19 protein-coding genes are annotated in these 21,175 nt (G+C 72.7%); 9 read left to right on the top strand and 10 right to left on the bottom strand.

What is annotated here, in order from left to right:
- Nucleotides 1-438: 438 nt before the first annotated feature.
- From Q2K16_RS07410 to Q2K16_RS07370, 9 genes are all read left to right on the top strand, one after another.
- On the top strand, nucleotides 439-1,998 hold the full coding sequence (locus tag Q2K16_RS07410) for a glycoside hydrolase family 43 protein (protein ID WP_302744336.1): 1,560 nt from the start codon (nucleotides 439-441) through the stop codon (nucleotides 1,996-1,998).
- A gap of 72 nt (nucleotides 1,999-2,070) precedes the next feature.
- Nucleotides 2,071-3,111 (top strand): LacI family DNA-binding transcriptional regulator, encoded by a 1,041-nt coding sequence (locus Q2K16_RS07405; RefSeq protein WP_302744335.1) that lies wholly within the window; start codon nucleotides 2,071-2,073, stop codon nucleotides 3,109-3,111.
- A gap of 148 nt (nucleotides 3,112-3,259) precedes the next feature.
- On the top strand, nucleotides 3,260-3,688 hold the full coding sequence (locus Q2K16_RS07400) for a Fur family transcriptional regulator (protein WP_088647464.1): 429 nt from the start codon (nucleotides 3,260-3,262) through the stop codon (nucleotides 3,686-3,688).
- 23 nt (nucleotides 3,689-3,711) lie between these two features.
- Complete coding sequence (gene katG, locus Q2K16_RS07395; protein WP_302744333.1) at nucleotides 3,712-5,988, top strand: catalase/peroxidase HPI; 2,277 nt, start codon at nucleotides 3,712-3,714, stop codon at nucleotides 5,986-5,988.
- A 121-nt stretch (nucleotides 5,989-6,109) separates the two neighbouring features.
- On the top strand, nucleotides 6,110-6,640 hold the full coding sequence (locus Q2K16_RS07390; protein ID WP_302744332.1) for a hypothetical protein: 531 nt from the start codon (nucleotides 6,110-6,112) through the stop codon (nucleotides 6,638-6,640).
- A 57-nt stretch (nucleotides 6,641-6,697) separates the two neighbouring features.
- Nucleotides 6,698-7,237, top strand: a complete 540-nt coding sequence (locus Q2K16_RS07385) for a hypothetical protein (protein WP_302744331.1) — start codon at nucleotides 6,698-6,700, stop codon at nucleotides 7,235-7,237.
- 142 nt (nucleotides 7,238-7,379) lie between these two features.
- A complete protein-coding gene (locus Q2K16_RS07380) occupies nucleotides 7,380-8,243 on the top strand; it encodes a COG1361 family protein (RefSeq protein ID WP_302744330.1) in 864 nt (287 codons plus the stop codon).
- 73 nt (nucleotides 8,244-8,316) lie between these two features.
- Entirely contained in the window at nucleotides 8,317-8,937 is a 621-nt protein-coding gene (locus Q2K16_RS07375) for an acyl-CoA-like ligand-binding transcription factor (RefSeq protein ID WP_302744329.1), read from the top strand.
- Between the two features lie 161 nt (nucleotides 8,938-9,098).
- The gene (locus Q2K16_RS07370; protein WP_302744328.1) at nucleotides 9,099-10,658 is read left to right on the top strand and encodes an FAD-dependent monooxygenase; all 1,560 of its coding nucleotides are present in this window, start codon (nucleotides 9,099-9,101) and stop codon (nucleotides 10,656-10,658) included.
- Nucleotides 10,659-10,722: 64 nt separating this feature from the next.
- Here the strand turns inward: Q2K16_RS07370 and Q2K16_RS07365 are convergent, their stop codons facing one another.
- The 10 genes from Q2K16_RS07365 to Q2K16_RS07320 all read right to left on the bottom strand — a co-directional run bounded on the left by Q2K16_RS07365 (nucleotide 10,723) and on the right by Q2K16_RS07320 (nucleotide 21,159).
- Nucleotides 10,723-12,027: a sulfate adenylyltransferase subunit 1 gene (locus tag Q2K16_RS07365; RefSeq protein WP_302744327.1), complete on the bottom strand. Its 1,305-nt coding sequence runs from the start codon at nucleotides 12,025-12,027 to the stop codon at nucleotides 10,723-10,725.
- Nucleotides 12,027-12,941, bottom strand: a complete 915-nt coding sequence (gene cysD, locus Q2K16_RS07360; protein WP_302744326.1) for a sulfate adenylyltransferase subunit CysD — start codon at nucleotides 12,939-12,941, stop codon at nucleotides 12,027-12,029. The genes Q2K16_RS07365 and cysD overlap by 1 nt, the downstream gene beginning before the upstream one ends.
- Nucleotides 12,938-13,804: an inositol monophosphatase family protein gene (locus Q2K16_RS07355; RefSeq protein ID WP_302744325.1), complete on the bottom strand. Its 867-nt coding sequence runs from the start codon at nucleotides 13,802-13,804 to the stop codon at nucleotides 12,938-12,940. Before Q2K16_RS07355 ends, cysD begins: the two co-directional genes overlap by 4 nt.
- Before the next feature lie 48 nt (nucleotides 13,805-13,852).
- The gene (locus Q2K16_RS07350) at nucleotides 13,853-14,680 is read right to left on the bottom strand and encodes an ABC transporter permease (protein ID WP_302744324.1); all 828 of its coding nucleotides are present in this window, start codon (nucleotides 14,678-14,680) and stop codon (nucleotides 13,853-13,855) included.
- Nucleotides 14,677-15,849, bottom strand: coding sequence for an ABC transporter ATP-binding protein (locus Q2K16_RS07345; protein WP_302744323.1), 1,173 nt, complete (start codon nucleotides 15,847-15,849; stop codon nucleotides 14,677-14,679). Before Q2K16_RS07345 ends, Q2K16_RS07350 begins: the two co-directional genes overlap by 4 nt.
- A 55-nt stretch (nucleotides 15,850-15,904) precedes the next feature.
- A complete protein-coding gene (locus Q2K16_RS07340) occupies nucleotides 15,905-16,966 on the bottom strand; it encodes a CE1 family esterase (protein ID WP_302744322.1) in 1,062 nt (353 codons plus the stop codon).
- A 150-nt stretch (nucleotides 16,967-17,116) separates the two neighbouring features.
- Nucleotides 17,117-18,946: a hypothetical protein gene (locus Q2K16_RS07335; protein ID WP_302746398.1), complete on the bottom strand. Its 1,830-nt coding sequence runs from the start codon at nucleotides 18,944-18,946 to the stop codon at nucleotides 17,117-17,119.
- Nucleotides 18,947-19,034: 88 nt separating this feature from the next.
- Nucleotides 19,035-19,997: a sulfotransferase domain-containing protein gene (locus Q2K16_RS07330; protein ID WP_302744321.1), complete on the bottom strand. Its 963-nt coding sequence runs from the start codon at nucleotides 19,995-19,997 to the stop codon at nucleotides 19,035-19,037.
- Nucleotides 19,998-20,023: 26 nt separating this feature from the next.
- Nucleotides 20,024-20,848 carry an alpha/beta fold hydrolase gene (locus Q2K16_RS07325; protein ID WP_302746397.1) on the bottom strand — a complete coding sequence of 275 codons (825 nt, stop codon included), beginning with the start codon at nucleotides 20,846-20,848 and terminating at the stop codon, nucleotides 20,024-20,026.
- Between the two features lie 2 nt (nucleotides 20,849-20,850).
- A complete protein-coding gene (locus Q2K16_RS07320) occupies nucleotides 20,851-21,159 on the bottom strand; it encodes an acyl carrier protein (protein WP_145919506.1) in 309 nt (102 codons plus the stop codon).
- Nucleotides 21,160-21,175: the final 16 nt, after the last annotated feature.

Below are 21,175 nucleotides of genomic sequence, written 5' to 3'. Positions count from 1 at the left end.
ATCCATGACTGCCGTGACGGCGCGTCGAGCTCCCGGCGGCGCACCATCTCGCCACATATGGACTCTCGTGGATTCCTCGGGCCCCGTCAAGATATGACGGCCATGTTGCGCGAATGTTCCTGGCCCGGTCCGTGGGTCCGCGTCGTCGTCCACCGACCGCGTCGAGCGGTGGCCGCCAGGCGTCCGGGGTGCACAGGCAGACCGCCGCTCGGGTGGCGTTCGGAGGTGGAATGCCAGGTCGGGGCCGGTTCCGGCGAGACGTGATCGGGGTTGGTCCGACGCCCGCACGGCACCGGGCGGCGGTGCCGGCCTTGAACCGGAAGGCGACCTTCCGTAGCATCCGGGATTGCGAAATGTTATCGCAAACATTTCCGGGCCATGGTGGCCTGCCCCGGCACCGTCCACTGTGCCCCGCACCACCCGAGGAGGTGCCGCGCGGTGTCCACCGGAGCGTCCTACCGCAACCCGGTCGTCCCCGGGTTCCACCCCGACCCGAGCATCTGCCGGGTCGGCGCGGACTACTACCTGGTCTGCTCCAGCTTCGAGTACTTTCCCGGGGTGCCCCTGCTGCACAGCCGTGACCTGGTCACCTGGCGGCAGATCGGCAACATCCTGGACCGGCCCGGCCAACTGGCGCTCCCCGCCGGCACCGAGGCGTCCCGGGGCATCTTCGCGCCCACCCTGCGTCACCACGACGGCCGGTTCTGGCTGGTCACCACCAACGTCAGCCTGGGCCGGCACCTCATCGTCACCGCGCCGGAACCCACCGGACCCTGGTCCGACCCGGTCTACGTCGACCTGCCGCACGTCGACCCCTCGCTGGCCTGGGACGACGACGGTACCTGCTGGCTGACCACCTCGGGCGTGGACGCCTACCGGATCGACCCGGACGGCGGCCGGGTGCTGGAGGGGCCGATTCCCCTGTGGTCGGGCACCGGCGGCCAGTACCCGGAGGCCCCGCACCTCTACCGGATCGACGGCTGGTGGTACCTGCTGCTCTCCGAGGGCGGCACGCACACCGGCCACGCCGTGTCGGTCGCCCGCTCCCGCAGCCCGCGTGGCCCGTTCACCCCCGCGCCGGCCAACCCGATCCTCACCCACCGGAGCACGGACCTTCCGGTGCAGGCCACCGGGCACGGCGACCTGGTCCAGGCGCTCGACGGCAGCTGGTGGCTGGTCCTGCTCGGCATCCGGGCCCGGGGCCAGTGGCCGCCCTACCACGTCCTCGGCCGGGAGACCTTCCTCGCCCCGGTGCGCTGGGTCGACGGCTGGCCGGTCGTCGATCCGGTCCGGGAGATCACCCCCGCGCCCCTCGGTAGCCCCCCGGCCGGTGCCGACCCGGCCGGGCCGGACGCCTTCCACGACGACTTCGACGCGGCCGTCCTCGCGCCAGAATGGATCTCGCCCCGCAGCCGCCCGGACGACTGCTGGTCGCTGACCGCCAGGCCGGGCTGGCTCACCCTGCACGCCGTGGGCGCGACCCTCGACCTCGCCGGTGCGACGATCGTGGCGCTACGGCAGCGGTACCACGACAGCCGGACCAGCGTCCGGGTGGACCCGGGCACCGGCGTCGCCGGGCTCACCATCCGCATCGACGAGGCACACCACTACGACCTGGAGGTCCGGGCCGGCACCGTCCGGGTGATCGGCCGGGCCGGGCCGTTCCGGCAGGTCTTCGCCACCCACGCCGTGCCGGACGGCCCGCTGGTGCTGACGATCGCCACCCGCACCCACGACCTCTACCCGCCGACCGTGACCTCCGCCGCCGACCTGGCGGCCCGAACCGCGCCCCGGGGGGTGCGGGCGGCCGGCTGCGACATGGTCACCTTCGAGGTGGCGGGCCCGGCCGGCCCCGTCGTGCTCGCCGAACTCGACGGGCGCTACCTGTCCACCGAGGTCGCCGCCGGGTTCACCGGCCGGGTAGTCGGCATGTACGTCACCGGGGGCAGCGCGGCGTTCGACTGGTTCACCCACCGCCCGGCGGCGGCACCGCACTGAGCGGGAGCCGCCACGGTCGGGGCCCTCGCCGCTGCGCCGGGCCGGGACGCCGGGGCACGTAGACTTCCCTGCGTGATCGAGGAAGGTCGACGCCGCCATTCCCGCAAGCCCCGGCGCGGCGACCTGCCCCTCGCCACGATCGCCGAACTCGCCGGGGTGTCCCCGCCCACGGTCTCCAAGGTGCTCAACGGCCGTCGGGGGGTGGGTGAACAGACCCGGCAGCGGGTGGAGGCGCTGCTGCGCGACCACGGCTACCGCCGTCGGCCGCCCGGAAGCGTGACGCCCTGCATCGAGGTGGTCTTCCACCAGATGCTCTCCTCGATCGCCATGCCGATCCTGCGCGGGGTACAGGAGGTCGCCGGCCCGCGGGACCACACGGTCGGCTTCACCGACGTACAGCACCGCCTGCGGGCCGGGCAACCCTGGGTGCAGGCGCTGCTGCTGCGCCAACCGGCCGCCGTGATCACGGTGTTCTCCCTGGTGACGGCCGAGGACGGGGCGAGCTTCGCCGCCGCCGGCATACCGCTGGTCGCCGTCGACCCGGTGGGCAACCTGTTCCCCGTCCCCGCCGTCGGGTCGGGCAACTGGAGCGGGGCGCTGTCGGCCACCCGCCATCTCGTCGACCTCGGCCACCGGCGGATCGGGGCGCTCACCGGCCCGATGCGGGACCTGTCGGCGCGGGCCCGCCGCGACGGCTTCCGGGCGGCGCTGGACTACGCGGGCGTACCGTTCGACGAGCGCCTCGAACGCAGCGGCGTGTTCACCTTCGAGGACGGCCTGCGTCTCGGCGTCGAACTGCTCGCCGGGCCCGCGCCGCCCACCGCCGTGGTCTGTGGCAACGACCTTCAGGCGCTGGGCGTCTACGCGGCGGCCCGGGAGGCCGGCCTACGGATTCCCGACGACCTCAGCGTCGTCGGCTTCGACGACGTCGACGAGGCGGCCTGGCTGGCACCCCCGTTGACCACGGTGCGCCAGCCCTTCGGGGAGATCGGGGCCACCGCCGCGCGCCTGGCGCTGGCCCTGGCCGACGGCCAGCCGCTCGTCCAGGACCGGTACGAACTCGGCACGTCGCTGGTGGTGCGGGGCAGCACCGCGCCACCCCGCCGCCACTGAGCCCACCCGCTCCGCTTCCCGCCCGCTCCGCTCCGGCCCCCTCGCGTGGTCGCGCCGGGTGAGTGCTTCGTCACCCGGGGGAGGGAGGTGTACCGCCACGCCGGGCCTAAACTTGATTTGCTCCAGAACAGCGGACTATGGTCGTGTCATGACGGCCGACCTCGAGGCACAGTTACGGGCGGCCTCGCTGCGCGTGACCCGGCCCCGACTGGCCGTGCTCGCCGCGCTGCGGGACCACCCGCACGTCGACACCGACACGGTGATCGCGCTGGTCCGGGCCGACCTGCCCACGGTCTCCCACCAGGCGGTCTACGACGTGCTACGGGCACTCACCGAGGCCGGCCTGGTGCGCCGCATCCAGCCGGGCCGGTCCACCGCGCGTTACGAGGCGCGGGTGGGGGACAACCACCACCACGTCGTCTGCCGCTCCTGCGGCGTGATCGCCGACGTCGACTGCGCCGTCGGTCACGTGCCGTGTCTCACCGCCTCCGACGACCACGGGTTCGTGGTCGACGAGGCGGAGGTCGTCTACTGGGGCACCTGCCCCGACTGTGCGACCGACCGCACCTCCCAGTGATCCACCAGTTCGGAAGGAAGTACATGAGCGACACCCAGGACAACGCCCCCGTCAGCGCGCAGGGCGTGGACCAGAAGGCGGCGGCCGGCTGCCCGGTCGCGCACGACTCGGCGACCGCGCAGGGTAGCGAGAGCGAGAACCCGGCGATCGATTCCCCGAAGCCGAAGACCGGCGGGCGTCCGCGTACCAACCGGGACTGGTGGCCCAACCAGCTCGACCTCTCGGTCCTGCACGCCCACTCGGCCAAGGGCAACCCGCTGGGGGAGGACTTCAGCTACGCCGCGGCGTTCGCCAAGCTCGACGTCGAGGCGCTCAAGCGGGACATCACCGAGGTGCTCACCACCTCGCAGGACTGGTGGCCGGCCGACTTCGGCCACTACGGCGGCCTGATGATCCGGATGAGCTGGCACGCCGCCGGCACGTACCGGATCGAGGACGGTCGCGGTGGCGCCGGTGACGGCGGACAGCGGTTCGCGCCGCTGAACAGCTGGCCGGACAATGCCAACCTGGACAAGGCCCGCCGGCTGCTCTGGCCGGTCAAGCAGAAGTACGGCCAGCAGATCTCCTGGGCCGACCTGCTGGTGCTCGCCGGCAACGTGGCGTTGGAGTCGATGGGCTTCAAGACCTTCGGCTTCGGCTTCGGCCGGCCGGACGTGTGGGAGCCCGAGGAGATCTTCTGGGGCCCGGAGGACACCTGGCTCGGCGACGAGCGCTACGCCTCCGAGACCGAGATGGCGGCCGGTGTCGGGGCGACCGAGATGGGCCTCATCTACGTCAACCCGGAGGGCCCCCGGGGCAACGCCGACCCGCTCGCGGCGGCGCACTTCATCCGGGAGACCTTCCGCCGGATGGCGATGAACGACGAGGAGACCGTCGCGCTGATCGCCGGCGGGCACACCTTCGGCAAGACCCACGGCGCGGGCGTCGCCGACGACCACGTCGGCCCCGAGCCCGAGGGCGCCCCGCTGGAGGCGCAGGGCCTGGGCTGGCTGAGCACCCACGGCAGCGGCAAGGGCGGCGACACCATCACCAGCGGTCTGGAGGTCACCTGGACCGACCGGCCGACGCAGTGGAGCAACCGCTTCTTCGAGATCCTCTTCGGCTACGAGTGGGAGCTGACCACCAGCCCCGGCGGGGCCAAGCAGTGGGTCGCCAAGGACGCCGAGGCGATCATCCCGGACGCCCACGACCCGGCCAAGAAGCACCGGCCGACGATGCTCACCACCGACCTGTCGCTGCGCGTCGACCCGGCGTACGAGAAGATCTCGCGGCGCTTCCTGGAGCACCCCGACGAGTTCGCCCTGGCGTTCGCCAAGGCCTGGTACAAGCTGCTGCACCGCGACATGGGCCCGGTCAGCCGTTTCCTCGGCCCCTGGGTCGCCGAGCCGCAGCTCTGGCAGGACCCGGTGCCGGCCGTCGACCACGAGCTGGTGTCCGACACCGACGTCGCCGCCCTCAAGGCGAAGGTGCTCGACTCCGGCCTGAGCACCGCGCAGCTGGTCAGCACCGCCTGGGCGTCCGCCGCGAGCTTCCGGTACACCGACAAGCGCGGTGGCGCCAACGGCGCGCGGATCCGGCTCGAACCGCAGCGCAGCTGGGAGGTCAACCAGCCCGAGCAGCTCGCGACGGTGCTGGCGACCCTGGAGGGGATCCAGCGCGAGTTCAACGCCGCCGGTGGGGCGAAGATCTCGCTGGCGGACCTGATCGTGCTGGCCGGCTCGGCCGCCGTCGAGCAGGCGGCCCGTGCCGCGGGCGTCGAGGTGACCGTGCCGTTCCGGCCGGGCCGCACCGACGCCAGTCAGGAGCAGACCGACGTCGAGTCGTTCGCCGTGCTGGAGCCGCGCGCCGACGGGTTCCGCAACTACCTGCGCCCGGGTGAGAAGACCCAGCCGGAGGTGCTGCTCGTCGACCGGGCGTACATGCTCAACCTGACCGCGCCGGAGATGACCGTCCTCGTCGGTGGCCTGCGGGCCCTCGGCAACAACGTGGGCGGCACGGCGCACGGCGTGCTGACCGACCGGCCGGGTGTGCTCAGCAACGACTTCTTCGCCAACCTCCTCTCCCCGGGCACCCGGTGGAAGGCGTCGGAGTCCGACGAGCACGTCTACGAGATCCGGGACCTGGCCACCGACGAGGTGAAGTGGACCGCCACCGCGGTCGACCTCATCTTCGGGTCCAACTCCCAGCTGCGCGCCCTCGCCGAGGTCTACGCCAGCCAGGACGCGGGCGTCAAGTTCGTGACCGATTTCGTGGCGGCCTGGACGAAGGTCATGGAGCTGGACCGGTTCGACCTCTCCTGATCCGACCCCGTCGCGCGGGCCCCGGCCGACCGGCCGGGGCCCGCGCCGGTGAGGGACGGGTGAGGGGTGAACCCCACTTCGTATTGGACGAAACGCCCAAAAGCACCCTATAGTGTCGTCCGTGCATCTCCTGGCAGCCCTGGTCAGTCCGTTGTTGCTCGTGGGTGGTGTCGCACCGCCCGGCGCGGCACCCGTCCCCCGTGTGCAGGTCATGGCGCTGGTGGTCGGGCTCGACATCACCGTGCCCCCGACGGCGAGCCTCGGTGGAGGCCTGGCGGGGACCACCCTCAGCCGCTCGCTGGGCACCGTCACCGTGCGGGACACCCGGTCGGTCAACCCGAACACCTGGACGGCCACCGTGTCCGCCACGGCGTTCGTCACCGCCGGGGGTGGCGCGGGCAAGACCATCGCCACCACCCAGGTCTCCTACTGGTCGGGCCCGGTGACCAAGCAGAACGGTGGGGGCACCAAGGTGCCCGGTCAGGCCACCGCGGCGCAGGCGGTGACGTTGACCGTGGCGCGGGTCGCGTTCAGCAAGACCTCGGGCAACCAGCGCAACAGTGTGAGTTGGGCGCCCACCCTTCGCGTGGCGATCCCCGCCGGGGCAGTGGGCGGCGTGTATACCGGTACCATCACCCACTCTGTCGCCTAATGGGTGATTCGCTCTGAATGCGAATTCTGGACCTTTTCGGTGTTTAGCGTGGTGGGCATGAAGAAGCCATTGCTCGCCCTGGCCGCCGGGGCGGCGGTGCTCGCCGTAGCATCGCCCGCCGCCGCCGCCCCGTCGGGCGACACCATCGTCACCTTCACCGTGTCGACCGCCAACCTGGACATCACCGTGCCGGCCTCGGTGAACCTGGGCGCGGCCTTCGCCGGCTCCACCATCTCCGGCTCACTCGGCAACGTCACGGTCACCGACAGCCGGGCGGCGCTCTCGGCGACCTGGACCGCGTCGGTCACCAGCACCGCGTTCACCACCGGCGGGGGCTCGGGTGAGGAGACCATCCTGCCCAACCTGGTGGAGTACTGGTCCGGGCCGGCGATCTCCACCACCGGCACCGGCACCTTCGTGCCCGGGCAGCCCACCCCGGCCGACGCGGTGACGCTCAACCTGCCCCGGACAGCCTTCTCCAAGACCTCCGGCAGCGGTAACAACTCGGCCACCTGGGACCCCAGCCTCCGGATCACCCTGCCGCCGGCGGCTGTCGGTGGCCTCTACACGGGGGTGATCACCCATTCGGTGGCCTGACCGTCTCCGTGCCGTTGTCCTGGCCGTCGCCGTCCTGGTGACCGCCGGGACACCGGCGTCTGCCGCGTCGCCGTCCCCCACGCCGAGCCCGAGTTCCAGCGGCCCCGCCGCCGCGGTCGGCATCCGGCTGCTCGATGCGCCGGTGAACCGGCGGGACGACAGCCGCGCGCACAAGTACATCGTCGACCACGTCCATCCCGGGACGACCATCAAGCGGCGGATCGTGGTGGAGAACGTCTCGGAGATCGAGCGGAAGATCGCCGTCTACGCCGCCGCCGCCGACGTCGACCGCACCGGCTTCGTCTTCGCGCCCGACCGGACGCCTGACGAGCTGAGCAGCTGGATCACCGTCGACCGCGACGGGGTGGAGTTGGAGCCCGACGACGAGGCGGTGCTCACGGTGACCATCGCGGTGCCGGAGAAGGCTTCCGCCGGGGAGCGGTACGCGGTCATCTGGGCCGAGGTGTCCACCGTCGACGGGCAGAACGTGCGTAACATCGGCCGGGTCGGCATCCGGGTGTACCTGTCGGTCGGGCCGGGCGGTGAACCCCCGTCGGGCTTCGAGGTGACGGGGCTCGCCGGTCACCGGGACGGTGACGGCGCGCCGGTGGTCACCGCCGAGGTGCGCAACACCGGGCGGCGGGCGCTGGACCTCGCCGGCAAGCTACGTCTCACCGACGGTCCGGGTGGGCTGTCGGTGGGGCCGGTCCGCGCCGAGGCCGACACGCTCGCCCTCGGCGGCACCGCCACCGTGCGGGTGCTGCTGGACCCGAGGCTGCCCGACGGGCCGTGGAACGCCCGGCTCGACCTCGCCAGCGGCTGGACCAAGCGCACCGCGACCGGCACGGTCTCCTTCGGTGGGTCGACGGCCGCCGCCGCGACCAGCGCGGACCGTTCCGGACTGGTGCTCACCGGCGGATTCGTCGCGTCGGCGGTGGTCCTGCTCCTGTTCACCGGGTACGCCTTCCGCCGGCGGGGGCGTTCCCGGCAGGCGCTGCCCGCCTGACCGGGCGCCACGGGAGCAAAAAGTGCGTGCCACGTAATATTGCGTGGCGCGCACTTTCGGCTATGCTGGGTGGGTGAGCGGGCTACGGGAGCGTAAGAAGGTCGAGACACGCACGGCGCTGAGCTGGGCGGCCATCCGGCTGACCGTCGCCCGGGGCTTCGACAACGTCCTGGTGGAGGACATCGCCCAGGCCGTGGGCGTCTCCCCGCGTACGTTCAACAACTACTTCTCCAGCAAGGCCGAGGCGATCGCCTTCCGGCACCTCGACCGCAGCCGGCGGGTCGCCGAGGCACTGCGCCGACGGCCGGCCGACGAACCCCTCTGGGCGGCGCTGATCGCGGCGACGCTGACCCGGTTCGCCCCCGGCCCGGAGGTCACCCAGTCGCCGCCGGGCGCACACGCCGAGTGGGTCGACGGGCTCGCGGTGATGCTGGCCGAACCGGCGTTACAGGCGGAGATGCTGCGCGCGGGCGCGATCGCCGAGGCCGACCTGGCCGCAGCCGTCGCCGAACGCACCGGCACCGACCCCGACCGCGACCTCTATCCCCACCTCGTGGCGGCCAGCGTGAACGCCGCCGTGAACGCCGCGATCCGGCACTACCTGCGCGCCGATCCGCCCGTGGCGATGGAACACCTGCTCCCCGACGCACTGACCCGGCTCGCCGCCGGCCTGCCACCCCCCACACCCCGCTGACCCGACCGCCGCCCGGTCCCACCGCGCTGCCCCGACCGTTCCCGCCGAACCGCGGAAGCCCGATCCACCGCGCCCACCCGCGCCCCGTCGGGGTGCCCGGTCCTGCCCGTGCTCCGCCGCGCCCCGGCGGCGGTCCACCATGCCCTCGAAAGGATCCCGCGATGATCGACGTCCTCATCGTCGGCGCCGGCCCCAACGGCCTCCTGCTCGCCGCCGAACTGGCCCTGGCCGGCGTCCGGCCCGTCGTCTGCGAACGGCTGTCCGCCCCCACCACCGAGCAACGCGCCAACGGGCTGGTCGGTCAGGTGGTCCGGCTGCTCGACCGGCGCGGCCTGCACCACCGCCTCGTCGACGACCCGGGTCCGCCCCAGCCGTCGCCCGATTTCGTCTTCGGGGCGCTGCCGCTGGACCTGCGGGCGGTGCCGGACAACCCGCTGTACCTGCTCCAGGCCCCGCAGAAGCATCTGGAACGGGTGCTCGCCGCGCGGGTCGCCGAACTGGGCGTGCAGGTCCGACGGGGACACGAGGTGACCGGGCTGACCCCGGGCGCGGACGACGTGCAGGTCGCCTTCGCCGACGGCACCACCCTGCGCTGCCGCTACCTGGTCGGCGCGGACGGCGGGCACAGCGTCGTACGCCGGCTGGCCGGGATCGGCTTCCCCGGCGTGTCCACCGACCGCACCGTCTCCCGTACCGCCCAGGTCAGCCTGCCCCCGGAGCTGGTCGACGCGGCGACCGGCGACCTCGTGGTGCCCGGGTACGGCACCGTCGCGCCGTTCCGGCACACCCGCACCCCGCACGGGCTGATCATGTGGGCCCCCTTCGCCGGGCGTCCGGCGGGCCTCGGCACGATCGAGTGGCCCGAGGCGAGGCAGGTCGACGGGCCACTCACCCTCGCCGAGATGCGGGCCAGTGTCGCCCGGGTGCTCGGGGTCGACGTGCCGATCGATCCGCCGGCCGGCCCCGGGCCGCACCTGCTGCGTCGCCTGGTGGGGGGCAATACCCGGCTCGCCGAACGGTACCGTGCCGGGCGGGTGCTGCTGCTCGGCGACGCCGCCCACGTCCACTCCGCGATCGGCGGGCCCGGACTCAACCTCGGCCTCCAGGACGCGGTTAACCTCGGCTGGAAGCTGGCCGCCCAGGTGCGCGGCCGGGCCCCGGACGGGCTGCTGGACTCGTACGAGGCGGAACGCCGCCCGGTCGCGCAGCGGGTCACCATGTCCACCCAGGCCCAGTCGGCGCTGATCGCCCCCGGCAGCGAGGTCACCGCGCTGCGGGTGCTCCTCGGTGAACTGCTCGACCGGCCGGAGAACGCGGCCCACGTCGCCGCCCTGATGGCCGGGGCGGACGTCCGCTATCCGATGGGCGCCGCGGACGGGCCGCTGGTCGGATGCTTCGCACCCGACCTGGTGTGGCACACCGACACCGGCCCGGTCCGGCTGGCCGAGCTGACCCGGACCGCCCGCCCGCTGCTGCTCGACCCCACCGGCGTCCACGCCGGAGCGGCCGGGCCGTGGCGGGACCGGGTCGACGTGCTCACCGGACGGTTCACGTCGGGCGGCGTGGCTGCCGATCCGCCCGGTGACGCCATGTCGACCGCGCTGCTGCTGCGCCCGGACTGCTATGTGGCCTGGCAGTCCCCGACGGACGGGCCGGACGCCGACGGGTTGACCGCCGCGCTCGCCCGCTGGTTCGGCCCGCCGAGCGCCGACCGGGGGTGACGTACCAGGGGCTCGGCCGGCCCGGCGGGGGAGGGTGCCGGGCCGGCCGAAGCGAAGCGTGGGGTCAGTCCCGCTGGATGATCATCCCCGCCCCCACGGTGCGGTTGGTGGTCTCGTCGATGATGACGAAACCGCCTGTGGTGCGGTTGCGGTGGTAGTCGTCCACCAGCAACGGCACGGTGGTGCGCAGCCTGATCCGGCCGATCTCGTTGAGCGCCAGCGCGGTGCTGGTCTCGTCCCGGTGCAGCGTGTTGACGTCGAGCCGGTAGTGCAGCTCACGGACGATGGCGCGCGCCGAACGGGTGGTGTGCTTGACGACGTACCGGCCGCCGATCTCCAGCGGGCGGGTCTCGTCCATCCAGCAGACCATCGCCTCGATGTCCTGGGCGACCGTGGGGGCGTTGTTCGGCCGGCAGATCATGTCGCCCCGGGAGACGTCGATTTCGTCGTCGAGGCGGACGGTGACCGACATCGGGGGGAATGCCTCGTCGACCGGGCCGTCGGCGGTGTCGATGGCGGCGATGCGGCTGGTGAACCCCGAGGGCAGGACCATCACCTCGTCGCCGGGCTTGAGCACCCCGGAGGCGACCTGACCAGCGTAGCCCCGGTAGTCGGTGACCGTGGTGGACTGCGGGCGGATCACGTACTGCACCGGGAACCGGACGTCGACCAGGTTGCGGTCCGAGGCGATGTGCACGTGCTCCAGATGGTGCAGCAACGACGGACCCTCGTACCACGGCATGTTCTCCGACCGGGCGGCGATGTTGTCGCCCTGGAGCGCCGACACCGGGATCACCGCGAGGTCGGGCACGTCGAGTTTCGCCGCGAAGGCGGTGAACTCGTCGGCGATGCGTTCGAAGACCTCCTGGGAGAAGTCGACCAGGTCCATCTTGTTGACGCACAGCACCAGGTGCGGCACCCGCAACAGCGAGCACAGGAACGCGTGCCGCCGCGACTGCTCCACCAACCCCTTACGGGCGTCCACCAGGACCAGGGTGAGGTCGGCGGTGGACGCGCCGGTGACCATGTTGCGGGTGTACTGGGTGTGCCCGGGGGTGTCGGCGATGATGAACTTGCGCCGGGGCGTGGCGAAGTACCGGTACGCCACGTCGATCGTGATGCCCTGCTCCCGCTCGGCCCGCAGACCGTCGGTGAGCAACGCCAGATTGGTGTACTCGTCACCCCGGGCCGCGCTGACCGCCTCCACCGCCGCCAACTGGTCGGTGAACAACGACTTCGTGTCGTACAGCAACCGACCGATCAGCGTCGACTTACCGTCGTCCACACTCCCCGCCGTGGCGAACCGCAGCAGGTCCATCGGTCGGGCCTCGGCGGGGGAACCGGCCGGTGCCAGCATCTCGGTGCTCATCAGAAATAGCCCTCCCGCTTGCGGTCCTCCATGGCGGCCTCGCTGACCCGGTCGTCGCCCCGGGTGGCGCCCCGCTCGGTGATCCGGGTCGCGGCGACCTCGTCGATCACCTTCTCCACCGTGTCCGCGTCCGAGCGGACGGCGGCGGTGCACGACGCGTCGCCGACGGTGCGGTACCGCACCCGAGCGGTGAAGGGTTCCTCGCCCGCGCGGGGAGTGAAGAACTCGTTGACGGCGTAGAGCATGCCGTCGCGTTCGACGACCTCCCGGTCGTGCGCGTAGTAGATCGACGGCAACGGCACCCGCTCCCGGGCGATGTAATGCCAGATGTCCAACTCGGTCCAGTTCGACAACGGAAACACCCGGATCGACTCACCCGGATGATGCCGACCGTTGTACAACGACCACAACTCCGGCCGCTGGTTCTTCGGATCCCACTGCCCGAACTCGTCCCGGAACGAGAACACCCGCTCCTTCGCCCGCGCCTTCTCCTCGTCCCGCCGCGCCCCACCGAACAACGCATCGAACCGGTGCTTCTCCACCGCGTCCAACAACACAGGCGTCTGAATCCGGTTCCGCATCCCGTCACCCGACTCACGGACCAGGCCCCGGGTCAGCGCCTCCGGCACGCTCGCCACGATCAGGTGCAGGTTCAGCTCGGTCACCCGCTGGTCGCGGTAGTCGAGCACCTCCGGGAAGTTGTGCCCGGTGTCCACGTGCATCACCGGGAACGGGATGTTGGCCGGGGCGAACGCCTTCTGCGCCAGCCGCAACATCACGATCGAGTCCTTGCCACCGGAGAAGAGCAGCACCGGCCGCTCCATCTCGGCGACCACCTCACGCATCACGAAGATGCTCTCCGCCTCCAACTCGTCGAGCTGGGAGACCTGGTACGCAGCCGATCCGCTGCTCATCGCGGGTCCTTTCCGGGGTGGGGGACGGGGGAACCGGGGGCGACCGCCGTGCCGGCCAGTTGCCGCCGCAGCGCGGCGAGCAGCGGCACGGCCAGCTCGCCGCGACAGACCAGCAGGTCCGGCAGCCGGGGGTCCGCCTCGTTGTAGGTCAGCGCGGAACCGTCGATGCGGGAGGCGTGGAACCCGGCGGCGGTGGCCACCGCCACCGGCGCGGCGGAGTCCCACTCGTACTGGCCGCCCGCGTGGACGTAGCCGTCCACGTCACCTGTCACCACCGCCGCGATCTTCGCCCCCGCCGAACCCATCGGCACCAGCTCCGCGCCGACCTCGTCGGCCAGTGCGGCCAGGAAGGCGGGAGGACGGCTGCGGCTGGCCGCCAGCCGGATCACCCCGTCGGGCGGGGACGGTGCGGCCGGCGGGGCGGTGGGGTCGTCGGTGGTCAGCACCCGGCCCTGCGCCGGCAACCCTACGGCACCGGCGACCAGCCCGTGCGGGGTCGCCGCGTCACGCGCCCAGAGCGCCACGTGCACCGCCCAGTCGGCGCGGCCCTGCTCGGAGAACTCCCGGGTGCCGTCCAACGGGTCGACGATCCACACCCGGTCGGCGGTCCGCCGGGACACCCCGTCGCCGGTGTCCACCAGCCGGGAACCCTCGTCCTCCTCGGAGAGCACCGCGTCGGCCGGCCGGCACCGGGCCAGCTCGGCCCGGAGGAAGTCGTGGGCGGCCCGGTCGCCGGCGGCCTTCAGCGCGGCGGGATCGGCGTGTCCGTGGTCGGCGCGTACCCGTAGCAGCAGCTCACCGGCGTGGGCGGCGAGCCGGCGGGCGAGCGCCACGTCGGATTCGGCGATGGTGGGGTCAACCATGGCAACTCCTCGACCTGTCGGGTACGCGGGCGGTGCGGGTGCGGGTGGTCACTGGATCGCCCGGCGCGTGAAGCAGCGGACGCTGACCCAGGTCAGGACGACGGCCACCCCGGTCAGCACGGTCAGGCACACCCACGCCGGCAGGTGCGGCACGCCGGGCAGCAACGCCCCGCGCACCCCCTCCGAGACGTACGTCATCGGGTTGAGCGCGGTGACCACCTGGTACCAGGGCACCGACGACAGCCGGGGCCACGGGTAGTGGATGCAGCCGGTCCAGATGATCGGGGTGAGGATCACCGAGAAGGTCACGTTGATCCGCTGCACCGGCAGGGTGGTGGCCAGGCTCATCCCGATCGCCCCGCCGATCCACGCCCCGAGCAGCGCCACCACGAACGCCAGCGGCAGCCCCGCCGGCCGCCACGGCGCGGAACCGACCATCAGCGCGCCGAGCGGATAGATCAGCACGGCCGCGAGCAGCCCCCGGATGGTGGCGATCACCAGCTTGCCGACCGCGACGTACCCGGTCGGCAGCGGCGCCATCAACCGGTCCTCGATCTCCATGGTGAAGCCGAACTCCTTCACCAGCGGCAGGGCCACGCTCTGCAACGCGGTGGTGAGGGCGGCCAGGGCGATGATGCCGGGCAGGAACACGTCGGCGAAGCCGCGCCCGACGAGGCCCTGACTGCCCAGCACGGTGTTGAAGACGAACAGCATGAACAGCGGCGTCAGCCCGACCTGGACCAGGATGACCCAGAGTTCCCGGCCGGTGACCATCAGGTCGCGGCGCAGCACCGCGGCGAACACCCGCCCGGTCCCGGGGCGGGGGCGTGGCGTGGCCGTCGCGCGTAGCGGGGTCGGGGTGTCGAGAGCGGTCACCGCGGTTGCCTTCCGGTGAGTTCGATGAAGACGTCCTCCAGGCTGGGTTCGCCGACGTCGACCGCGTTGACCGCCGCCGACCGGGCGGCGAGCACGGTCACCGCCGGGCCGAGCAGCGTCGCGGGATCGCCGGCCAGGTGCAGGCGGATGCGCAGCCGGCCGCGTCCGCCGTTGCCGGCCGCCCCGCCGCCGCGCCCGAGCAGGCCCGCCCCGGCCAGGGTGGCCAGCCGGCCGGCGTCGGGCCGCCCACCGCCACCGGCGGCGAGCGCGGCCAGCATCCCGGCGCCGCCCGCCCCGACCCCGGCCAGCCCGGCCCCGCCGCCGCCCGGCCGTCCACCGGCCGGCACGGTCGGCGTCGCCACCCGCTCCGCCTTGCGTACGCCGGGCAGCTCGCCCAGGGCGGCGCAGAGCGCGTCCGGGTCGTCCCCGCCGGCCGGGGTGACCGTGAGGTCGAGCAGCGCGTCCCCGGCGAGGCCCCGGACCAGGTTGGTCGGGGTGTCCAGGGTGAGCAGCCGGCCGTGGTCGACGATGCCGACCCGGTCGACCACCCGGGCCGCCTCGTTCATCGCGTGGGTGGTCAGCACGATCGCCACCCCCCGCTCCCGCAGTTGCCGCAGCTGCCCCCAGATCAGCAGCCGGGTCTGCGGGTCGAGGGCGTTGGTCGGCTCGTCGAGGAAGAGCACCGCCGGCTCGTGGGTCAGCGCCCGGGCGATCATCAACCGCTGCGCCATGCCGCCCGAGTACGCCTCGATCCGCCGGTCGGCCCGCTCGGTGAGGCCGAACCGGTCCAGCAGCTCCGCCGCGCGGTCCTGTGCCTCCCGTCGCCGTACCCCGTGGTAGGTGGCGTGGTAGACGAGGTTCTGCCGGGGGGTCAGCGCGCGGTCCAGATTGTTGTGCTGGGGCACCACGGCCAGGTGGGCGCGGGCGGCGGCCGGGTCCCGGCCCACGTCGACCCCGCAGATGACGGCCCGGCCCCCGGTGGCTCGCAACCGGGTGGTCAGGATGCCGACGGTGGTGGACTTGCCGGCCCCGTTCGGCCCGAACAGCCCGAAGATCTCGCCCGGCGCGACGGTGAACGACAGCCCGTCGACCGCGTTGGTGTCGGTGCGGGGGTAGCGCTTGACGAGGTCGTCGACCTCGACCACGGCCGGCCCGTCTCTGCTGGGCATCTCAACTCCTGTCCTGAAGGGGTGCGGGTGCCGGACGGGGCCGGCGGCGGTGCCGTCAGCCGCCGGAGGGCTGGGGGTGCGCGGCGAAGAACCGCCAGATGGTGTCGGTGGCGTTCAGTGCGGTGGAGGGGGGATCGAGGTCGAGCAGCTTCTCCGCCCGGGGCGGGTTGGGTCGGCCGCCGGGCCACTGGTGTCCCGCGTCGGCGACGGTGATCAGTTCGACGGCGCGGCCCTGGGCGCAGGTCGCCGCCGCGCGGGTGACCGGCCCGTCGGTGGTCACCTTCGGCGCGCCGCAGGAGTCGACGCTGCGCCACCGGGCGGCCAGCTCGGGGGTGGGCGGGCCGTCGATCTTCACCGGGTTGCGTCCGGTGCCGCCGTTGTCCCGCCGGCCGGGCCCGCCGCCGTACGGCATGGTCTGGTCCTGCTGGCCGTGGATGTGCAGCACCGACACCGGTTTCGGGTCGGCGCACCGCCCGGTCAGCGTGCTCGCCACCGCCCCGATCGCGGCGAAGATCGTGGTGTCGCAGACCAGCTTGTACGCCAGCAGCCCGCCGTTGGAGATCCCGGTGACGTACCGGCGGGCCGGGTCGACAGGCAGTTCCCGGCCGACGGTGGCGACCAGTTCGGTGATGAAGGCGACGTCGTCGACGCCGTCGCGGGCGGGTGCCCCGCAGCACTGTGGACCGACGGCCCAGGCCCGGTTCAGCCCGTCCGGGAAGAGCACCAGGAACCCGTCCCGGTCGGCCTGGCCGGTCCAGCCGTACGCCTGCTCGGCCTGCTCGCCGGTGCCGGCTGCGCCGTGCAGCATCACCACCAGCGGGACCGGTTTGCTCAGGTCGGCCGAGGCCGGCCGGTAGAGCCGGTAGCTGCGTTCCCGCCCGTCCACGGTGAGGGTGTGCGTGGAGCTGCCGACGGGCGTGTCCGCCGCCGGCCGCGCCGCGCCGGAGGGTGCGCCGGACGCCGGGCCGGTGGGGGAGTCGGCCTGGTCGCGGCGGGGACTGCACCCGGCCGGGGCGGTCAGGGCGAGCAGCAGCGCGAGCGTTCCCGCGAGCCGGGCCGTGGACCGGCTGGTACGGTTCGACCCGCCTTCAGGGCGAAAAACAGTAAAAGGCATCATATCAATACTTTCGCCCGGGAATGTTCGAGCAATGTCAGGGACGCGCCAGGATTCGGCAAGGGGCATCCGGCTGCGCCCGCGCCGGAGCCGGCCGGGGTGGAGGCCGTCGGCCCGGCGACGACGCTGCCGCCGGGCCGACGTCCCCGCCGCTCAGTAGCCCCGCAGCCGGATCAGCTCCCAACCACCCTCGGGGACGCTGTCGGTCGGGTCGGCCCGCAGGTTCATCGGGTTCGCCATGCCCAGGTAGAGGGTCGGGCCGTCGGCGACCATGTTGCGGATGCCGTAGTTCAGGTAGTTGCCCAACCCGGTGTTGTTCACCGTCGTCGCCGCCTTCGTCGGTGACGAGAAGGCGTACAGGTCACCGCCGTAGACCGGCGTCGGCAGGGCGCTGGAACGCATCCCGGCCGCGTCCATCGGCGCGCGGGCCAGGTCGTCGGCCAGCGTCGGCGACAGGCCCAGCTCCGCGGCGGTCTCCTTGCCCAGCTCCTTGGCCAGGTAGCTCCAGTCCATCGTGCCGACGTACAACTTCCCGCCGGCCACCACCATCTTCCAGGTGTAGTTGTTGTACGGGTTGCCGAACCCCGGCGGCCCGAACTTCGGCGTCTGGTGCGTCGACTGCAACGCCCACGCCCCGGCCCCGTTGTTGGCCGCCGGGTCGTACGCGGGCAGCTCCGTCGCGCCGTACAGCAGGTCGACCTTCTCGAAGTGGGAGCCGAAGTTGCGGCCCCGGTAGATGCTGATCGACCGCTGGGTGTTCTGGATGGTGGCCTGCGCCGCCGCCTCGTTCGCCGGCGGGTAGGTCGCCATGTGCACAGTGGTCGCCTTCATCGGCACGTGCATCGTGCCCCAGTAGAGGAAACCGCCGTAGGACGCCAGACCGCCCAGGGCGTACGCGCGGGCCACCACCGGGTCCGGCTCGTACTCCGACACGTTCCACACCTGCTGCCAGCCGTCGGCGTCCTCCGGGTTCAGCCCCGGGGCGCCCGACGCGAGCGGCGGGCTCATCCAGACCGCCGCGATGCTCGGCGGCGGGGCGGCGGCACCGGCGGTCGGGCCGGCCAGCTCGGCGTCCGAGCCCGGCCAGGTGGTGACGAACAGCCGCCCCTGGTGGACGGTGAGGTCGGCGGCCTGCGCCGGCAGGTTCGCCACCACCGTGAACGCGAACGGGTCGGACTTGCTGCCCGTCCAGCGCAGCACGTTGCCGCGCTCGCCCCCGTTCGCGCCGACGCCCACCCCGGCGTACAGGGCGTCACCGGCCACTGTGAAGTGCCGGATGTTGCCGTACATCGGGAAGTTGCGGGAACCGAGGAACGCGCCGGTGTCGGTGTCGAACGCGAACAGGTTGACGCTGGTGCCCAGCGCCGGGCCGCCCAGCAGGGCCACCCCGTTGAAGTTGCCGGCCGCCCGGATGCCCGCGGTGGTCTGCAACCGGTTCGCGTCCTCGGTGGAGGCCGCCTTCACCAGGTCGGTCTTCTCGGTCAGCTTGTTGGCGCGGGTGTCGTAGGTGTAGAGGCGCGGTTGCCGGTGGTCACCGAGGATGGCCGGCAACTGCGGGTTGCGCTTGGCGACCTGGCTCTCGCCGTACTCGCAGACCCAGTCGTCGTTGACCGTCGGCGTGGTGTTGCGCAGGGCTCGTCCGCTGGTCAGGCAGTTGACGTTCGCTCCGGTGCCGAACCACAGCATCTTGCCGGCCCGGGTCATCCCCCACAGGTACGCCTGGTTGACCTTGGCCTTGCCCTCGGCGCACGGCGGCCCGGCCGGGTACGGCAGCCCGATCCCGGCGAAACACTCGTCCGGCTGGGCCTTGGCGAGCAGCTGCGGGCTGCTCTGCTGCGCGCCGGCCGCGCTGGCCGCGCCGCCGGTGTCGGCGGCGTCGAGTGGCGCACCGAGCGCCGCCGAGGGTACCGCCAACACCGACCCGAGCCCGAGTACGGCGACGGCGGTCGACAACCGCCGTGCGGAGAACCGGAGTGCATTCACCAACAGTCTCTCTTTCGAAGGAAGGCGGACACCCGCCCCCGGGTCCGGCGGACCGGAACCGGGGCGGGCAGGGACACACAGGGGCCGCTCAGACGGCGGCCGGCAACTTTCGGGCAGCCGGGGCGACGACCCGCGACGCCATCCGCTCGGCCCACCCGGACGGGTCGGGGAAGTCCAGGAACCGGCCCAGGCCGGTCAGCTCGGCCACCGGGTCGGCGACCAGATCCTCGTAGGACATCCGCAGCAGGTGCTCCGGGGGCACGTCGCGTAGCGCCTGGTCGGCCTGGCTGCTCATGAAGGCGCACAACCCGAGGTAGCGGCGCAGGTCCTGACCCCGCTCGCGCAGCGCGTCGGCGGTCAGCCGGTCCGGCAGGTACGGCTGGAGGTCCTCCGGCACCGCCTGGTCCGCGCCGACCCGGAACGGGTCCAGCCCGCACCGGCCGAGGAACTCCACCCGCAACTGGATGAGCTGGAACGACGAGTGCCGGCTCATCGACCGTGCGGTGTCCTCCCAGTTGCGGGTCAGGTAGACGACCCTGCAGTCCGGGAAGCCCCGCAGCAGGTACGGCGCCACGTGGCTGGAGCCGCCGGAGCGTTCCACCCACCGGGTCTTGCCGGTCAGCACGGCGAGCAGGTCCAGGAAGTCGTGGTGGTGCTGCGCCACCGTCTGGGTACGGAACTGCGGCACCCGCCCGGCGAGCTGGTCGAACAGCGCGTCCGGGTCGGCGGTCAGCTTGGACAGGGTGATCGCCAGGATGCGCGGCAGCTCGGTGAGCCGGTCGGCCCACCGGCCGGTGGCCGGGTAGCGGACCTCCTTCGGCGGCAGGCCGATCCGGAACAGGGTGGCCAGCTCCGCCTTGGGGCTGGCCAGCACCGCCCAGTACTCGGCACCGGTGAGCACCTCGGCGCTGCGGGCCCACGGCGCGACCGACATGAAGAACTCCTGGGCCGACAGGGTGTCCGGCTCCTCGTGGATCAGGTCGGACAGCAGCGTGGAGCCGCACCGACCGTTGCTGATGATGATCGACCGGCCGGTGATCGGGGCGTCCATCGGAAGACCTCCTGGGTGTCGCGTCGTCATGCGGTGGTGGATTGGGCCACGTCGAGCGAGCAGTCCTCGGCGAGCCAGGCGAAGACCAGTCGGCGGACCTCCTCCGGGCGGTCGATCAGCACCGTGTGCCGCTGGTCGGGCAGCACCTCGACCCGGGTCTGCGGCAGCAGGGCGCGGACCGCCGGGGCCAACTCCACGACCGCCGAGTCACCGCCGTAGAGGCAGAGCACCGGGCAGCCGATCGTGGCCAACGACCCGGCGGGCGGCAGCGGGCTCGCCGGCAGCTCCTGCTCCAGCGTGGTGTCGGAGAGCATCCGGTGCGTCTCGGCGGCCCGTTGTGCGGCGACCCGCCCCCGCCGTACCCCGATCTCGGTGACCGCCCCGTCGCGGGGGAGCCGGGCGGCGACGCGGGCGAGCCGCTCGCGGACCCGCCGCATCCACTCCGGGATCGGCGGCGCCGACTCGACCGTCACGATGCCGGCCACCCGCTCCGGGTGCCGGGCGGCGTACCCGAAGGCGATGGTGCCGCCGAACGAGTTGCCCAGCAACAGCAGCGGGCCGGTGACGTCCAGGGCGGCCAGCAGCCCCGCCAGGTCGTCGACGAAGTCGTCCAGGGCGTACCCGGTGGCGGGACGTTCGCTGCGCCCGTGTCCGCGCAGGTCGTACAGGACGGTCGGGAAACCGGCCCGGGACAACGGCTCGGCCAGGGTGAAGTACCAGCTCGCCATGGTGTCCGACGCCATCCCGTGGATCAGCACGGCGGTCGGCGTCGGCCCGGCCCGGCCGTCGGCGGCCGGACCGGGGGGATCGAGCCGCTGCGTGTGCAGGGTGATCCCGTTCGCCCGGACCATGGTCACCGGCTGCCCGCCCCGACCTCGTCGGCCTGCGCCAACGACTCGGCGATGTGCGTGACGAGCTGCCCGACCTTCAGCTCCCGGACGGTCTCCAGGTCGAGCTTGGCGACGAAGTGGGCGAAGTTCACCGTGTCGCCGTAGCGGGACTGGAGCCGGCCGGCGAGCGCGACCACGTCGATGCTCTCCATGCCCAGGTCCTCGGAGAACGTGGTGTCCATGGTGACCACCTGGTCGTCCGCGAAGTCGCCCAGCACGGCGTCGATCATCTCGGTGAGGTCGGCGAGGATGGTGTCCTGGGCCGAGGGCATGGGCGTTGCTCCTTCT

Origin of the sequence: Micromonospora cynarisoli (assembly GCF_030518815.1) — a bacterium.
GTDB lineage: Bacteria > Actinomycetota > Actinomycetes > Mycobacteriales > Micromonosporaceae > Micromonospora > Micromonospora wenchangensis.
Note: the sequence above shows the minus strand (reverse complement) of the source record. Positions and strands in the feature narration are given on the sequence as shown.

Coding starts and splice junctions, on each gene's coding strand:
- Q2K16_RS07340 (WP_302744322.1), bottom strand. CDS start 16,966: ATGATGCCTTTTACTGTTTTTCGCCCTGAAGGCGGGTCGAACCGTACC.
- Q2K16_RS07355 (WP_302744325.1), bottom strand. CDS start 13,804: ATGGTTGACCCCACCATCGCCGAATCCGACGTGGCGCTCGCCCGCCGG.
- Q2K16_RS07365 (WP_302744327.1), bottom strand. CDS start 12,027: ATGAGCACCGAGATGCTGGCACCGGCCGGTTCCCCCGCCGAGGCCCGA.
- cysD (WP_302744326.1), bottom strand. CDS start 12,941: ATGAGCAGCGGATCGGCTGCGTACCAGGTCTCCCAGCTCGACGAGTTG.
- Q2K16_RS07325 (WP_302746397.1), bottom strand. CDS start 20,848: ATGGTCCGGGCGAACGGGATCACCCTGCACACGCAGCGGCTCGATCCC.
- Q2K16_RS07400 (WP_088647464.1), top strand. CDS start 3,260: ATGACGGCCGACCTCGAGGCACAGTTACGGGCGGCCTCGCTGCGCGTG.
- katG (WP_302744333.1), top strand. CDS start 3,712: ATGAGCGACACCCAGGACAACGCCCCCGTCAGCGCGCAGGGCGTGGAC.
- Q2K16_RS07345 (WP_302744323.1), bottom strand. CDS start 15,849: ATGCCCAGCAGAGACGGGCCGGCCGTGGTCGAGGTCGACGACCTCGTC.
- Q2K16_RS07320 (WP_145919506.1), bottom strand. CDS start 21,159: ATGCCCTCGGCCCAGGACACCATCCTCGCCGACCTCACCGAGATGATC.
- Q2K16_RS07385 (WP_302744331.1), top strand. CDS start 6,698: ATGAAGAAGCCATTGCTCGCCCTGGCCGCCGGGGCGGCGGTGCTCGCC.
- Q2K16_RS07370 (WP_302744328.1), top strand. CDS start 9,099: ATGATCGACGTCCTCATCGTCGGCGCCGGCCCCAACGGCCTCCTGCTC.
- Q2K16_RS07330 (WP_302744321.1), bottom strand. CDS start 19,997: ATGGACGCCCCGATCACCGGCCGGTCGATCATCATCAGCAACGGTCGG.